Origin of the sequence: Algoriphagus taiwanensis, from assembly GCF_036245645.1 — a bacterium.
In the GTDB taxonomy this organism is placed as follows: domain Bacteria; phylum Bacteroidota; class Bacteroidia; order Cytophagales; family Cyclobacteriaceae; genus Algoriphagus; species Algoriphagus taiwanensis.
Genome location: NZ_BTPE01000005.1, coordinates 262389 through 277745 on the forward strand (window position 1 = coordinate 262389; position 15357 = coordinate 277745).

Consider the following 15357-nt stretch of genomic DNA (forward strand, 5'->3'; position numbering starts at 1 on the left):
TTTATCCTTCTTTTTCACAAAATGCATTTTTGCCTGTTTATGGTCTTATTTTATTCTTAACCATGGGATGAAGCAGAATGCCTTGCTTCCCAAATTCTCATAAAAAGCATATGGGCCATCCTTCGGGCGTGTTCTTTGGCGTATTCTGCCACTTCTCCCTCGAAATACCTATCTAGTGTAGCAAACCACAACTCCAGCCAATTTCCAAAATGAACCTGGTCAATCGTATGATTTACTTCCGCATCCACTTCCCGATGCACTTTTGTAGGATTGAATTTGCCCCGGCCGGGTCCAGTCTGCAGAAGGATCATTTCCCAAAAATCCGAAAGGTGCACCAAGTGATGATCCCAATCCTCCACGATTTGATTGAAAATCGGCCCTAAAAGCTCATGCTCACGAACTTTCTCATAAAACCTCCTCACCAAAAAATCGACTTCCTTTCGAGATTGAATTGGGACTCTGTTCATTTCAGGATGGGTTGAAGCACTTCCAGCTTTCCATCAATATCTTTCGGGATCGGCAAACCCAGGATTTGACAAATCAGGGGATACACATGAATATTATCAAAAGAATCAATGGTCAAGCCCGATTTGATTTGAGGGCCTTTCGCATAAAAGATCGCATGCATTTCTTTTGCTTTAGGGTCAAAACCGTGCTCCCCTCGTGCAGTAGAACCATCCATCCGCATCCTTCTCGCGACCACACTGAGATAACCTTGATCATTGGCAAGGTAATAGCCCAAGTCGGCCAAAATGATCAAATCTCCAATCCGGTCGGCATGGGTGGAAAGGTCTCCATAGTATTCCAAATCAACAGGATCGACGATTTTGAATTGGCCTTTTTTTGCATTAAGCTTCTGTTTGGCAGCTTCTTTTTCGGAAGGATTATTCAAATACAAATGAGCCAAAGCCCCGCTATTGACAATTCGGGCGTCTATACCCTCGACAATCTGATCCAGAAGAATCCGGTTTTCCATCGTCACATCGACCATCCCGTGATCTGACACGATGATGATGTTTACCTCCAAATCCAGACTTTTCACTCCTTCAAATAGGGCTCCTAGTTCGGCATCCAGCTTTTTCAGACGATTGCCGATTTGCTCTTCGTTGCTTGGTCCATACCGGTGTCCAATATCATCCATGTCTGAGAAATACATGGTAATCATTCTTGGCCGAAGAGAGTCAGGCATCTGAAGCCACTCAAATGCTTTGGAAATCCGGGTCAGATTGTTCACCCGCCCGTCGTAATCGTAGTAGTAGCTGGGCCTTATTCCCTGAATGGCAGCCTCTGAGCCCACAAAAAAATAACTGGCTGCTTTGACCCCATTTTTCTCCGCGAGCACCCAAAGCGGAGTGCCTCCGTACCAAGTTCCATCTGTCACCAGTTCCCGCTTTCCGATTGCGTAGACCTCATCTTTTTCCGGATCGTAAAAGGTGTTGTCCACGATTCCGTGCCGCTCAGGGCGCATGCCGGTGGCAATGGTGTAGTGATTGGGAAAGGTCTTGGAAGGAAAGGAGGATACCATGGATTGGGCCTGAGTCCCTTCTGAGATAAATCTGGAGATATTCTCCGGCTTGAATCGCTCCACGTAATCGTATCGAAAGCCATCAAGAGAGATCAAAATCACCGTGGGATCACCGGACTGTGACTTGGCAAAAGTGGTAAAAAGAAAAAATAAGGCAACAAGCAACAGACTTTTTTTCATGGCGGCAGAATTCATTTCCAAAATAGGTTTTTACTTGCCCAAATTTAGCCAGAATTCATGCTTAAGCTCAATTCATCAGGTAATATTCCAAGGTCAGGGGGAATCTTAGGGTAATCAAGCCCGAGGCCTCGGACCAAGATCAATCATCGGATAAGACCAATCCAAATTCAAAATACTATCTCTACCCTATCCTGCACTAATTTCCTTGATTGAGTTTGTTTAGGTAAAAATCTGATTTTTCCACATTGCCCAAAGATCTGTAAAGCAGATAAAGATTGCCCAAAACCGGCCTGCTGCTTCCGTATTGAAGCGCTTGTTCAAAACTTTCCGCGGCGGCCGCTTCTTTCCGAAGTGCTATCTGTGCCATTCCCAAATTAGAATACGAACTGAAAAGATCAGGGTGATTCAGATCGATGGCCTGCTTATAGTAGCGCTCAGACTGTGCATAATCCCTGTCTTTCAGGAATGCGATGGTTCCCAAATTGGTGTAAACAACAGGGTCATTTGACTTCATTTCATTTGCCGCGATGAGGAAATTTGATTTGGCATTGAGCGTATCCCCGGTTTCCAGAAGGGATTTGGCATAAGCTGCATAGAAAGTCGGGAACTTAGTCTTTCCATCTACCTGCTCATAGATAGGCAGGATTTTTTGGTACTCAGCCAGGGCCGTGCGGAAATCACTTTTTCCCAATGCTTGATTTCCTTTCATGACCGCCTGAATAAAGGCTACATCTTCCGGTGAATTGGCATTATCGGTAGATAGAAATTGAGCTGCTTTTTCAGCCTGTCCCAGCTCGGAATAGAGAAAACCTAAAGCATTCCGAATCTGGATATCATCCCAGTATTTTAGAGATTTCTCCAAAGCTTCTACAGCCTTTTCTTTTTCCCCTTTTCGACTGTAAGTGAGCCCAAGATTTCGATAGAGGGGTCCCAAATTGGGAGAATCAGCCTGAAGAGCCTTCAAGTATTGAGCTTCCGCTTCATCAAAATCCCCCCTTTCGAAAGCAAATCTTCCTAACTGAAAAAGAGGATAAAAAGCCTTCGGGTTCTTCTTAATGTTTTCTTCCAAAACTGCCACAGCCTGTGTACTGTCCCCCAAATTGATCAATACTTCTGCATAAGTACTCAAGTACTGAGAAACAGGCATTTCCTTGCCCAAAATCCCAAACATAATCTCATACTCTTTTCTCGCTTCTTGAAAATAAGTCTGGGCCGAGTCTGGATTTTCTTTCTTCAATTCCCCTGCAATATGTCGGAGTTCCTCTGCATAAAAGGTATGGGTTCTCCAGCTTTTTGGTGCAGAAATCACATCTGCTCTTGTGATCGTAAGATTATTTTCCCAGACCTGAGTTCGATCCCATGTTTTCCAGGTGAATCCTGCCAATAAGGGAATCAAAATCAGCAAAGGAATGAGGGGGCTTTTTTGGGGAGAAAGTTTTTGCCCTAACTGAAACAGCAAATAAACAACTACAAAAGCAAAAGCAAGAGAAGGGACAAACATGAATCGTTCTCCCATATTTGACCCGATTGTCAAAGCTGGAACCAGATTGGCAAAAATGGAAAAAGTAGCAAAGTAGAAAATCAGACCAAAGCTCAACATACTCCGGCTTTTGAATCCCTTAAAAGCTAGATAGATTAAGCTTCCGAAAAATATAATACTGATCCAAACGATCGGGTTGGTAAAGTTTTGAACCGTCAACTGGCTAAATGAATAATCCCAAGAAAGGGGATGAGGAAAAAAAAGCAATTTCACGTACTGCAGGTAGATATAAAAATTAGTTGCCAAACGCTCTGAGCCATCAGCCATATACATGACACTATTGATATAAGAGTCATATACAGATCCTGCCGAATCCAATATCATGGATCGAATAATCAGGTAAACTGCTGCCGTCCCGGCAAAAGGCAAAGCAGAATAGATGGCCTGAGGGACATTTTTCCCCTGAAAAAAATAGGCAAGCAGTCCCACCAAAGCAATAAGGGGTATACTTTCCTCCTTGGAAATAAGTGACAGAAAATAAAGGATCAAAATTACCCCCCAATGATAGGATTTTAGTTGGCCTTGATACTTCCACCAAATAAGAATTGCACCAAAAGCAAAAACAGCCGATAAAAGAGTATCCCGGCTTTTGGCAGAGGCAACTACCTCTACATGCAGAGGATGAAGGGCAAAGAGGAGTAAAACGAGCAAGGGAAAAAGGCTGGGAAGATTTTTGACCTTTGAGATGCCTTCAAGCAGGAAACCAATTATCACCAACAAACCAAAATAGAGAAGTAAATTGATTGCATGGCTGACAGCAGGGTTAAACTCACCAACCAATTCGTTTTCTATGGCAAAAGTAAGCAGGGTGAATGGCCGGTAAATACCAGTATTCGTTGGGCTGATTTCGATGAAATTCATAGACCCATATTTGAACACCTCAGTCCAATTTTCCATGCCTTTCGTAGTAACTCTGTTACTTTTTGCATAAAGGCCATCATCGAGGGTGTAGTCAAAATCGACAGACTGAATGTAGACCGCAGTACCTAACAGAGCGACTAATACAATCCAAATCCAAGGTTTGATTTTCATATAGAAGAAGTCAAAAGTCTCCCAAAATAGCCAGATCGACCAGATATGAAAAGAATCTTGGCAATTTTCAGAAATCTATCCGCATCAGATAATCGGTTTGGATTTCATCCCCAAAAGGGAAAGGATGACTTCCGAAAATCCGTAACCCGTTTTTCTCATAAAATCGAATCGCACGGGGATTGTGCTCCCACACGCCTAGCCAGAGGTATTTTTTCCTGTTTTGCTTCGCAAAGTCGATGGCTGTATCCAACAGTTTTTTTCCCAATCCACTTCCCAAATGCTCCTCCAAGACATACAGTCTGGCGATTTCCATGCTTTCTGGATCATGAATATCCGTCTGGGCTGGAACCTGATTGACTTTGGTGTAGCCGATGATTTCACCTTCCAGTTCTGCCACAAAAAAAGTGGAAGCAGGATGGGCGAATTCTTTTTCAAACTGAGCTAAGGTGAACGCCTCCTCCAAGTAGGCTTTCACATTTTCGGGTTTATTCCCAGCGGTAAAAGCCTGAATAAAAGCCGTTTGAGCCACCTGAAGGAGGTTTTCAAGATCAGTTTCTTTTGCTTTTCGGATCAAAATCATGGAGGAAAGAAGATATTTTTTCAAAAAATCCACATACATCAGTTTCTTATGTATGTAAGATTTTGATATATTCGAATCAAACTTAACATCATGTCGAGCAACGCACTGGTCAAAGGTAGTCTTCAAACCATTATCCTCAAGCTACTGGAGGAAAATGAAAAGATGTATGGCTACGAAATCACTCAAAAAGTGAAGGAACTCACGGCCGGGGAGATCAAAATCACTGAAGGTGCCCTCTACCCTGCCTTGCATAAGCTGGAAGCCGAGGGGCTTCTTACCACCGAAATCCAGCAGGTGGACAATCGGGTGCGGAAATACTACAGCCTAACCAAGGACGGACAAAAGGAAGTGAGCTCCAAGCTGGCAGAGCTACAGGCCTTTGTAGAAAATATGCAGCGGATTATCAATCCGGGATTGAAGCCGGATTTGGGATTTTAACTTTTTGAGAGATGAGAAAACTCACTGAACAAGAACTTAAGCTGGTACAAACAGCCATCATTGCTAAAGAAATCTCAGTTTTGGAAGTTTTGGCGGAGATCTATGACCACTATATCAGTCATTTGGAGGGATTTCCTGAGGCCGAATTCAAAAATGAATTGGCCAATTTGGAATCGAAATGGACCTATCCTTATTGCCGTACTTTACAGGATGAATTCAGCAAAAATGTCAATAAATCCATCCGAAGCCTACAGTGGAAACTGATCAAAAGCTATTTTACCTGGCCTAAAATTCTTTCCACAGCGATTTTCTTTGGTGTTCTTTTTTCTTTAGGTCAACTGCTCACCCCTAAGGTCTTTTCATTTTCAACCATTATTCCACTAATAATTATCATTCAAGTGTTTAACTTCTATCTTATTTTTTCGGCTAGAAAAAAATATAAAGGCCTTCGAACCATTTTCAACTTCAAATCGACAGGTTTATGGCTAAATTCTGCTGAATCAAACAGCTTAAGTGTAGCAATCGGAACTCCCATCTCAGTATTTAATCTTCTCATTTTCGCTCCTAGGATATTTGATTTAAACCTTGGGATAAGCAATCAAACCCTTTTCCTGATTTTGGTTTTTATAGCATTTTTTATTTCCGTCATTTCCTTTTCCGCTTACGAAGCCTGGAAAATCAAATCCAAAACCGCTTTGCTATGAGAACACTTTCACCTCAAGAAATCGCCCGAATCGATCAGCGGCTAGCAAGCCTAAAAATCCAATATCTCGAAATCCATCACGAGATTCGGGATCATTATTTCACCGAGTTGGAGAAAAAGTCAGCGGAGGAGTTTGACTCTACTTTTCAACAACTCAATGAGACCTTTGCCTGGTCGGTGGTAAAAAAGATGGAAAAGGAACTTCGAAGGGCAACCAACCGGCAGATTGGCCAATTACAATTTGATTCTCTGAAATTTTGGAACCTTAGCTTTAAAGAAAATTTAGTCTACGCAGCATGGATAGGATTTTTGATGCTAGCCTTTGTGAATTTTGGAGTAACTGGCCTGATGTTTACAACTGCGATCCTTGCTGCTGCCGTAATTCTAGGCATTTGGTCTATCCTCGGGGTAAAAAACTTTTTCAACTTATCAATCACACGACATAAACCGTTAAAAAGCTTTGATGTGGGAGTTTTTTCTAGGATGGGATTTAGTTTTGGACTCCTTTCATGGATTCATTTTGGAACAAAGCTGAGTTCAGAAGATGCTAATTTCAACACCTCCCAAATCATTTTAGGAATAATCATAACCTTGTTCTCACTCTACCTTTTTTCACTGGTCAAAATCACTTTTGACCGAAAACTGAAATCCGAATGAAACTTTCTTCTGATCAAATCGCCCAAATCAACCAAAAAATCAGCTCCAGCCAAGTCTATTACACCGACATCCGTGCTGAACTGACCGATCATATCGCCTGCAAAATTGAGAACGGGCTCCAAAATGAGGAAGATTTCGAAGATTTGCTTCAAAAGTCGCTTACCGAAATCAATCCGGGAAAATTCCAGCGGCAGCTGTTGATGCAAGCTCATGCCAACTCCTTCCGTGAGTTTCTGGGCAATTTGGCCAACCTAGGCGTCCTAGTCAAAACCCTTGCAATGACCCTTGTAATCGGTACTTTCATCAACCTCTTTTCAAAAAATACCCCTGAGTTTGCCGAAACAGTACTTAAAACCGCCTTTTTGATCGCCTGCTACAGCGGGTTCTTTTTGGGACTTTGGAAAAACAAATACCTCAGCAATTCCCGGGTATTGACTTCGGCAAATGTCTTATTCCTGATCGCCTCCCTTTCCCAGTTCTTTCTCCGACTGGAATGGTTGACTTGGACCGGGGCAAATATCCAGCAGCTTTTGTTTTTCATGACAGCCTGTTTCTCCTTTATCCTTTGCTCGGGCTACACCAACCTCTTCCGCCAATTCCGCAAACTCCAATGGCAATGAAACTTTCTCCCGATCAAATCACCACGCTCAAGAAACTGATCTCTTTCAAAGGCTATGAAGAGGTCGACGTGCAGTATGAGATTCTGGATCATGTAGCATGCCGGATAGAAGTTCTTTTGGAGGAAAACCCAAAATTGAGTTTGGATGATGCCTTTCGAAAAACCCATGCTGAATTCGGCATTTTTGGCTTTGCCGACTTGGCTGATTCCTATCGGGAAAGCATCCGAAAGAAGTTTTGGAACCGATATTGGGCAAGTTTGAAAAGCTTATTGACTTCCTATCGGGTGATTTACCTGATTTTGCTAGCTTGGATTTTTCATTTGATCAGCCAAAACTTTACCCTATTTGGCGAGAAGCTGACTGCGCCGGGTTGGGCAGTGATAGGGCTGATGATTTCAATGGTTTTTTTCTTGATTTACTTCCATCGAGTAGGGAAAAACTTTAAAAACTACGCGACATTCAAGCATGGCCTGAATTTCTTTGGAGGGTTCAACTTGATCATCCAAATCTCGGTTCAGGGAATGCGTTTTTTGAGGGGCCCGGAAATTCCCATGGAATTGAACTTTCAGGGAATCATGGCTTGGATTACCATTTCTGCATTGCTGATATCCTGGGTCTCCCTTTTTCTTTTGCCCCAAATCATCCAGGAAGCAGCCGATGAAACCCAACGACTCAAGGCGATTTACGAGGCCTGAGTCTTGCTCTTTTTATTCCCCCAGAAAATCACTGCAGCTGCTGTCCCAAACATGATCAGGCTATAAATCGCCGAAGGAATCGTCATTACCGAATTGACAATCAGCGTGGCAGCGATAGTGATTCCCAAGGTTCCGTTTTGAATTCCTGACTCCACAGCAATGGTGAGGCTTTGGCGAAAATTTAGTCCGGCAAACTTGGCCAGACCATACCCCAATCCTAAAGTAGCCAGATTCAAGGCCAGGGAAGCAGGTCCTGCTTCGATGAAAAACTGCACCAGATTATCCTTTTCTTTGAGTATGGCGGCGATGATGATGATCACAAAAAACACAGCAGAAATCTTTCGAAATGGGGCATCCCACCGTTTGGCCAGTTCGGGAGCTTTTTTCAATACCAACATCCCAATCGCCACAGGAATAATGGTGATGGCCAATACAGCGACCACTGTCCCGAGAATCTCGAGTTGAGGCTGCTCCCCTCCGGGAATAAAATAGCCGATAGAAAAATTGACGATAAAAGGAATGGTCATCACGGTAATTAGGGAAGAAAAAGCAGTCAAAGTGATCGAAAGGGCTGAATCTCCCTTGGCTAAATGCGTGATCAGATTGGAAGTCGCTCCCCCGGGGCAAGCAGCCAAAATCATCAAACCCACGGCAAGTTCCGGCGAAAGCTGAAATGCTTTGGCGAGAAAAAAAGCAATAACCGGAAGCAAAATCAGCTGATTAAACAAGCCCAGGGTCACGGCTTTGGGATAAATCAAAATCCGCTTGAAATCAGCCGGGGTGAAGGCTAAGCCCCATCCCAAACATGATGACTGCCAATGCCAAAGGGAGAAAAAGCTCAGTAAGTACGTTGGATTCCATGGGATTTTGGGATTGGGTTATTTGGTTATTGGTTATTGAGTTATTGGGAATTAGTTATTAGTTATTGGTTTTTATAAACTGAATTTCCATCTCCTTGAAAATTGTTCATTGGAAATTGAAAATCGGTTATTGAGTTATTGGTTATTGGTAATTTTGGCTAGCCTTGAGAATTGAAAATTGCTCATTGGAAATTGGTTATTGAGTTATTGGTGAATTGGTTATTGAATTATCAGTTATCCAAGCTTGATGATTGATCATTGAGTTTGGTCATTGGAAATTGAACCTTCTTGCCTCTTGTCTCTTGCTTCTTGATTCTAGATACCTGATAATAGATACTTCAAAGAAACCCTGCCACCGCAAAGCCCACATACGTTCCCAGCGCATTTCCCAAACTCCCCACCAGCACTCCTGGAATCAATAAATCGGGCCGATTCAAACTTTCAGCCGCCGCCAAAGCCGTGGTATTTCCACCCACATTGGCCTGAGAAGCTACGGCCAGCACATCCCAATCCATCTTCAGCAGAGCACCAATCCCAAATAAAACTATGCCATGAATCAGCACCAAAAGCCCCACAAACAACATCAGCGTCCCGGCCAACTCGCCCATTTCGGCCAAAGCTCCAAAATCACAGAGGGTACCAATCACTGCAAGGAAAATCAGAATAAAGAAGAAGCCCAGCGTTTGCTTTCCATAAAGCTGTTGCACAGATGGAAATTGAGCCAGAATCAAAGCCAAAGTGGTGAGAAAGATGATTTCCGGGACTTCGGGAAACCACCCCACCAATACTTTGCTGATCGCCATGCCCAATAAGCCCAAAGCCAGAATGGAAGCCAAGGAAGAAATGGATATATGCTCAATGGATTGAATTTTCTCCCCACTTTGGGCGGAAGCCAGCTTCTTTCTTGGGAAGAGCTTCTGCAAATACTTGGGCAAAATCAAGGTGGCAATAATCCAGGGGGTTCCGATCAGATTATCCACCACCGTGGTGGCGGCAAAGAGATTTCCCGCTTCATTAACCTTGTAGTGTAGGGCGACAGCATTGAAATTAATCGAGCCACCGATATAGGTTCCGGTAAACATCCCCGCTACAGCCGGTGCCAATTCTCCGATTTTCACCTCTGGATTGACCAAAAACCAGGAAGCAAGAACTCCAACCACAGTCGCGGCCGAACCCAATAAAAACATCCCCAAAAGTGGCAAGCCGGCATTTTTCAAACTTTTCAGATCCACTTCCAGCAAGGCTATAAAAATCCCTAAGGGTGCCAGATAAATAAACACCCCATCATAAACCGGATTACCTTCCATCGCACTGGGTATGACTGCAAGATTGGACAACAAAGCACAAATCAAAATCACCCAAATCGGGGTTCCGACCGTCCTCCCCCATGGAAATCGAGTGAGCCAGTTGGCAAAAAAGACAGCAATACAGAGCGTGCCTGCAATAAAGATGGGCTCTTGCGTGAAGGTCATGGATGGAAAATAGAAAAAATATCAGAAAGGATTTGGCAAAATATCCTAAGCACCAAAAAAACTATGGACCGTATCGATAATTAAGCTCACTTCTTCCTTTTTCAAATAGGAATTCATAGGCAATGAAAGCCCCCTATGAACCAAGATTCTGGAATTATCAAATTCTCCGGCTTGGGAAAAAGCCTTCATCTCTGGTAAGATCGTTGGATAATGGATGGCCGTCCCTATCCCTTTTTGGGTCAAAAAATCTTTTAGCTCATTTCTCTTTTCCGTCTGAATCACAAATAGATGCGCATTGTGATCTTCCTCCAAAATACCGGATGGCAATGTGAGTTCTGGAATGTCGGATAATGCTGTCAGATATTTCTCCGCTATCCTTTTTCTCATTTTTTGATTGAGTAGAAAATCCTCTAACATCACATTCAAAAAGGCCACTTGCAGTGTATCGATTCGACTGTTTCTCCCGATCAGTTCATGCTGGTCGCGCAAAGGCTGTCCATGATTAAGCAGCAATCTGATTTTTGTCGACAGTTCCGAATTTTGAGTCAGGCACATCCCTGCTTCTCCAAGAGCTCCCAGATTTTTGGTGGGATAAAAACTCAGGCAACCCACCTCGCCCCAAGTTCCGGCTGCTTTTCCATTCTGAAAGGCTCCAAAAGCCTGAGCGGCATCTTCGATAACAAACAGGTGATGCCTTTTGGCTTTTTCCATGAGTGACTTCATGTCCACCATCTTTCCATAAAGATGGACAGGAATCACAGCTTTGGTTTTTGGAGTGATGACCTTCTCCCAATCCTCTCTGAGCAAACCATTTTCATCTGTATCCCAAAAAACAGGTTTGGCTCCGACCATCACCACCGCCTCGGCTGTGGACACCCAGGTCAAAGCCGGCACAATTACCTCATCTCCGGGGCCGATTTCCAACCCTCGAAGGGCTAATTCCAAAGCATCGGTCCCATTGGCGCAGGCAATGGAATAGGCTGACCTTAAAAATCCCGAAACCGACTTTTCAAAAGTCTCAACCTCTTTTCCCCCAGAAAATATCCCGGCTTCCAGAACCGTCGAAAAACGCTCTTTCAGTCTCTTTTTGAGACTTTCATCCATCCGACTGAGATCAAGAAAGGGTATGTTCATTGAGAATTTTGGCTAAATCAAATGTGAGGAATTTTCTAGAAAACCGATCCAAGTCGGCTGTATCTTTCTTTTCATTTCCAGCATCCATTAGTTCCCTCAATGCAACCTGAATCCCGACAAAATCCTCATGGCGGATTACTTTTCCAGCTTTTGCTTCCTGAATTAGCTGAGCAGAATCCCCCTCAGGATCACCCAAAGCCAAAATCGGGGTTCCTGTCGCCATGTATTCAAAAAGTTTTCCGGGAATATTCCCTTTCGCATTTTTCGTATCGGTCAGAATCAAAACCAAGGCATCTGCCTGCCCATAAAATCCAAACACCTCTCTGTGACTGACATAACCCGGGAATTTAATCCGCTCGGATAACCATCTGTCTTCAGCTACAAATTCCCTGACTTGCTCAGACACCTTGCCGACAAAAGTCAACTGCACCTGATCCTCCGTACCCATAGACTCTTCTTTCATCGCTTTGAGCAGAGGAATGGGATTCCGGATAGAGTCAATCACTCCGGAATAAACCAAATGAAGCACTCCGGCCTGTTTTTCCTTGGTGGAAAAGCCATTCGGAATGTCCTTGGGATCAAACCCATTGGTCAACAAGTGAATCTTTCTATGGGCCAGTCTTTCCAAGTCACGCTGAAAAGTCGGTGAAATGGTAGTCACCGCATTGGCTTCCTTGAGAACAGCTTCCTCTAGCTTTCGGTGTCTTGATTTGACTCTGTTACTCATTGGCAGCGTATCCAAAAACTCCCATTCTGACCAAGGATCCCGAAAATCTGCAATCCAAGGCAAGCCTGTTTTTCGCTTGAGCTCCCGCCCAATCAAGTGCATGCTATGCGGTGGACCGGTGGTGATGACTGCCTGAAACTGTCCGCCTTTTGCCAAATCTGTCAGGAACTTTACGGAAGGTTTTACCCAAAAGACTCTAGGGTCAGGCACCAGCAAATTTGCCCTCGCCCAAATGGCGATTTTCTCTAAAACCCCTCTCTCCTTCTGCTCCAGAAGTCTTCCGGGATGAGTTTTGGATTTTCTTTTCACCTTGGAAAAAAGCTGATAAGGCTCCCAAATGGGAAACTTGATTACCTCGAGCTGCTTGGGAATTTCCTTTTCAAGGCTTTGATCCTGCAAGTCAAAATCGGGGTTTTCCGGGGTGAAAATCACCGGTTCCCATCCTGCCTCGGGAAGATACTTGGCGAATTTCAGCCAACGCTGTACTCCCGAACCTCCACTGGGTGGCCAATAGTAAGTAATGATGAGAACGCGAGGAAGCATTGGTAGATTTGAAGTTTGAGATTTGAAATTAGGAGAAACAGACCAAAAAGAAAGGGGAAAGTTTCCTCTCCCCTTTACTTCATTATTCAGCATTCTAAATTCGATGTTCGATATTTTTTATCAAATCTTGGAGTTCCTAAAAAACCTCAAAGGTTTTCACAAAACTCGTAAATCGTGATTCAAAGTTCGCAAATCCCTTTACTCCCCTTGAGCGAGTGAGTATCCTCTCACTCCATCGAAGGTGTAGAGGTGCTCCGTTTTGATAAAATCAAAGCCCAAATCTTTGATCTGTCTGAGCAAGTCCAAAACATCCCAATGGGTAATCGGTGAACCGTCGGCAGTTTTGAATCGGCATCTCCAGTGATCGGTGCAGAACGTCTCTTTCAAACCTTCAGGAAATACCTTGACGCCTCGGTTAGTGATCAGATGCAATTGCAGCCCGTTGGCATTGGCTTGTCTGAGTCTATCTCCGATTACATTCGGGTCTCTTCCTTCCTCATCCCAATCAATAAAGACATCGACTCCGGTCAATTCTTTCTTGGCTTTGGTTTTTGAAGTCAGCTTGATATTCATCGGCTCAGTGTCTTCTTTGGAGAAGGTCACAGGAGACATTTTTGCAGGCTCTTGTCCTAATCTATCGATGATCGCTTGAGCAAATTCCTGAGTTCCCACTTTCTTGGAAGACAAGCCTTCCTGATAGATATCTCCGGTATGGATCCCATCTTCCAACGTTTTCATCCAGGCATTGGCTACCTTTTCTGCGATATCCGGCTGACCGATATGAACCAACATCATGATGGCACCATTGAGCAATCCGGAAGGGTTTGCCATATCTTTTCCCGCAATGTCCGGAGCGGAACCGTGGATTGCTTCAAACATTGCTACTTCCTCGCCTACGTTAGCAGAACCTCCAAGTCCAACAGAACCTGTCACCTGTGCAGCCACGTCGGAAATGATATCTCCGTATAGATTAAGTGTCACAATCACATCAAAAATTTCCGGTCTTTCCGCGATAAGTGCTGTCCCGATATCGATGATTTTATGATCGGTCTGGATTTCCGGATATTCTTTGGCTACCTCGTCAAACTTCTTGTGGAAGTGTCCGTCGGCCAATTTCATAATATTGTCCTTGGTCATACAGGTCACCTTCTTTCGGCCGTATTTCTTGGCATATTCAAAGGCATACCGGATGATTTTTTCCGATCCTGGCTCGGAGATCAGTTTCAAAGTCTGATAAACTTCCTGAGTTTGTCTGTGCTCGATACCTGCGTAGAGGTCTTCCTCGTTTTCCCGGATGATAACCAGGTCAGTTTTCGGGAAGTGAGTTTTTACAAATGGAGAATAAGCCTTGCAAGGTCTCACGTTTGCGTACAGACCAAAAGATTTACGGGTAGTCACGTTTAGGGACTTGAATCCCCCACCCTGAGGGGTTGTGATTGGAGATTTGAGGAAGACCTTAGTCTCTCTAAGTGACTCGATAGCCCTAGGCTCCATCCCGGAACTGATCCCTTTTAGATAGACCTTTTCTCCGATCTCAATGACATCGTATTCCAGCTGAGCACCGGCCGCTTCCAAGATCGCCAAAGTGGCTTTCATGATTTCAGGGCCGATTCCATCACCATAGGCAACCGTAATTTTTCTTTTGGAGGACATAGAAGTTGTTGTTTAGTTTTGGATTAACTGCCGCAAAAGTAAGGAAAAATGCATGAAGGAGGCCTTCCAATTCCATGAATATCCTTTATCCAATGCATAAAACTCCAAAAGCTTTCCAGTTATCGCCTAATTGTTTTTGGATAAATATTTCCCTTCGATTTGGCATTGAATCCCCTGACTGTATATTTGTTTTCCAACATCCCCTATTTCAATGGCAGATTTTGTAAACATCCTGACCGAAGAAAAAAACGGAGTCCTCTACCTCACAATCAATAGAGAAGACAAACTCAACGCACTCAACTACGCTACCCTCGAGGAAATCAAGAGCATCTTTGAAGAAGTAGCTGACAATAAATCCATCAAAGCAGTGATCATCACCGGTGCTGGTGAAAAAGCTTTTGTGGCGGGTGCGGATATCCGTGAAATCGCCGACCTCAACGAAGTCAATGCACGGAAGTTTGCAGAAAATGGTCAGGAGATCTTCGCCATGATCGAAAACTGCCACAAGCCTGTCGTTGCAGTCACCAATGGTTTTACTCTCGGAGGAGGGTGCGAATTAGCTATGGCCTGTCACATGCGTGTGGCTTCTGCCAATGCCAAATTCGGTCAGCCCGAGGTCAATCTTGGGATCATCCCCGGGTACGGAGGCACACAGAGACTCACCCATTTGATCGGAAGGGGAAAGGCCAACGAGCTCATGATGACAGGAGACATGGTGGATGCCAATGAAGCACTTCGTCTTGGATTGGTCAACCATGTCCTGCCTACTAAGGCTGAAGCTATGGCAAAAGCAGAAGATATTGTGGGAAAAATCATGAGCAAGGCTCCTTTGGCAATTGGCATGATAGTGGATTGTGTCAATGCTGTATATCTCCCGGAAGAAAACGGTTACCAAACTGAGGCCAATAGCTTTGCCCGATGTGTCAAATCAGGCGACTACAAAGAAGGTACTTCTGCATTTTTGGAAAAAAGAAAGCCCGTTTTCAAAGGGGAGTAAG

At 44.0% G+C, this 15357-nt stretch carries 15 protein-coding genes; 6 read left to right on the plus strand and 9 right to left on the minus strand.

The genetic code is table 11. The annotated features are described in order from the left end of the window. Positions 1–56 precede the first annotated feature (56 nt). From AAA938_RS09260 to AAA938_RS09275, 4 genes are all read right to left on the minus strand, one after another. A complete protein-coding gene (locus AAA938_RS09260; protein ID WP_338228400.1) occupies positions 57–467 on the minus strand; it encodes a group III truncated hemoglobin in 411 nt (136 codons plus the stop codon). Then, positions 464–1720 carry an alkaline phosphatase family protein gene (locus AAA938_RS09265; RefSeq protein WP_338228402.1) on the minus strand — a complete coding sequence of 419 codons (1257 nt, stop codon included), beginning with the start codon at positions 1718–1720 and terminating at the stop codon, positions 464–466. Before AAA938_RS09265 ends, AAA938_RS09260 begins: the two co-directional genes overlap by 4 nt. 181 nt (positions 1721–1901) lie before the next feature. Continuing rightward, positions 1902–4277 (minus strand): tetratricopeptide repeat protein, encoded by a 2376-nt coding sequence (locus tag AAA938_RS09270; RefSeq protein WP_338228403.1) that lies wholly within the window; start codon positions 4275–4277, stop codon positions 1902–1904. Positions 4278–4344: 67 nt separating this feature from the next. Beyond that, positions 4345–4857 carry a GNAT family N-acetyltransferase gene (locus AAA938_RS09275; protein WP_338228404.1) on the minus strand — a complete coding sequence of 171 codons (513 nt, stop codon included), beginning with the start codon at positions 4855–4857 and terminating at the stop codon, positions 4345–4347. Positions 4858–4947: 90 nt separating this feature from the next. Between AAA938_RS09275 and AAA938_RS09280 the strand changes: the two genes are divergently transcribed. Genes AAA938_RS09280 through AAA938_RS09300 form a run of 5 tightly spaced genes read left to right on the plus strand, consistent with a single transcriptional unit; the run spans position 4948 to position 7970 of the window. After that, positions 4948–5295: a PadR family transcriptional regulator gene (locus AAA938_RS09280; protein WP_338228405.1), complete on the plus strand. Its 348-nt coding sequence runs from the start codon at positions 4948–4950 to the stop codon at positions 5293–5295. Between the two features lie 11 nt (positions 5296–5306). Then, on the plus strand, positions 5307–5999 hold the full coding sequence (locus AAA938_RS09285) for a hypothetical protein (protein ID WP_338228406.1): 693 nt from the start codon (positions 5307–5309) through the stop codon (positions 5997–5999). Further along, a complete protein-coding gene (locus tag AAA938_RS09290; RefSeq protein WP_338228407.1) occupies positions 5996–6655 on the plus strand; it encodes a hypothetical protein in 660 nt (219 codons plus the stop codon). The genes AAA938_RS09285 and AAA938_RS09290 overlap by 4 nt, the downstream gene beginning before the upstream one ends. Further along, on the plus strand, positions 6652–7275 hold the full coding sequence (locus tag AAA938_RS09295; RefSeq protein WP_338228408.1) for a hypothetical protein: 624 nt from the start codon (positions 6652–6654) through the stop codon (positions 7273–7275). The genes AAA938_RS09290 and AAA938_RS09295 overlap by 4 nt, the downstream gene beginning before the upstream one ends. Next, positions 7272–7970, plus strand: a complete 699-nt coding sequence (locus AAA938_RS09300; protein WP_338228409.1) for a hypothetical protein — start codon at positions 7272–7274, stop codon at positions 7968–7970. The genes AAA938_RS09295 and AAA938_RS09300 overlap by 4 nt, the downstream gene beginning before the upstream one ends. Here the strand turns inward: AAA938_RS09300 and AAA938_RS09305 are convergent. From AAA938_RS09305 to AAA938_RS09325, 5 genes are all read right to left on the minus strand, one after another. Beyond that, positions 7958–8773 carry a bile acid:sodium symporter family protein gene (locus AAA938_RS09305; protein ID WP_338228410.1) on the minus strand — a complete coding sequence of 272 codons (816 nt, stop codon included), beginning with the start codon at positions 8771–8773 and terminating at the stop codon, positions 7958–7960. The two genes, AAA938_RS09300 and AAA938_RS09305, sit on opposite strands and share 13 nt — an antisense overlap. A gap of 395 nt (positions 8774–9168) precedes the next feature. Further along, entirely contained in the window at positions 9169–10302 is a 1134-nt protein-coding gene (locus AAA938_RS09310; RefSeq protein ID WP_338228411.1) for a DUF819 family protein, read from the minus strand. 45 nt (positions 10303–10347) lie between these two features. Then, positions 10348–11436 (minus strand): DegT/DnrJ/EryC1/StrS family aminotransferase, encoded by a 1089-nt coding sequence (locus AAA938_RS09315; RefSeq protein ID WP_338228412.1) that lies wholly within the window; start codon positions 11434–11436, stop codon positions 10348–10350. Then, positions 11417–12706: a glycosyltransferase family 4 protein gene (locus AAA938_RS09320; protein WP_338228413.1), complete on the minus strand. Its 1290-nt coding sequence runs from the start codon at positions 12704–12706 to the stop codon at positions 11417–11419. Before AAA938_RS09320 ends, AAA938_RS09315 begins: the two co-directional genes overlap by 20 nt. A 198-nt stretch (positions 12707–12904) precedes the next feature. Continuing rightward, a complete protein-coding gene (locus AAA938_RS09325) occupies positions 12905–14359 on the minus strand; it encodes an NADP-dependent isocitrate dehydrogenase (protein WP_338228414.1) in 1455 nt (484 codons plus the stop codon). Positions 14360–14570: 211 nt separating this feature from the next. Between AAA938_RS09325 and AAA938_RS09330 the strand changes: the two genes are divergently transcribed. Continuing rightward, the gene (locus tag AAA938_RS09330; RefSeq protein ID WP_338228415.1) at positions 14571–15356 is read left to right on the plus strand and encodes an enoyl-CoA hydratase/isomerase family protein; all 786 of its coding nucleotides are present in this window, start codon (positions 14571–14573) and stop codon (positions 15354–15356) included. Position 15357: the final 1 nt, after the last annotated feature.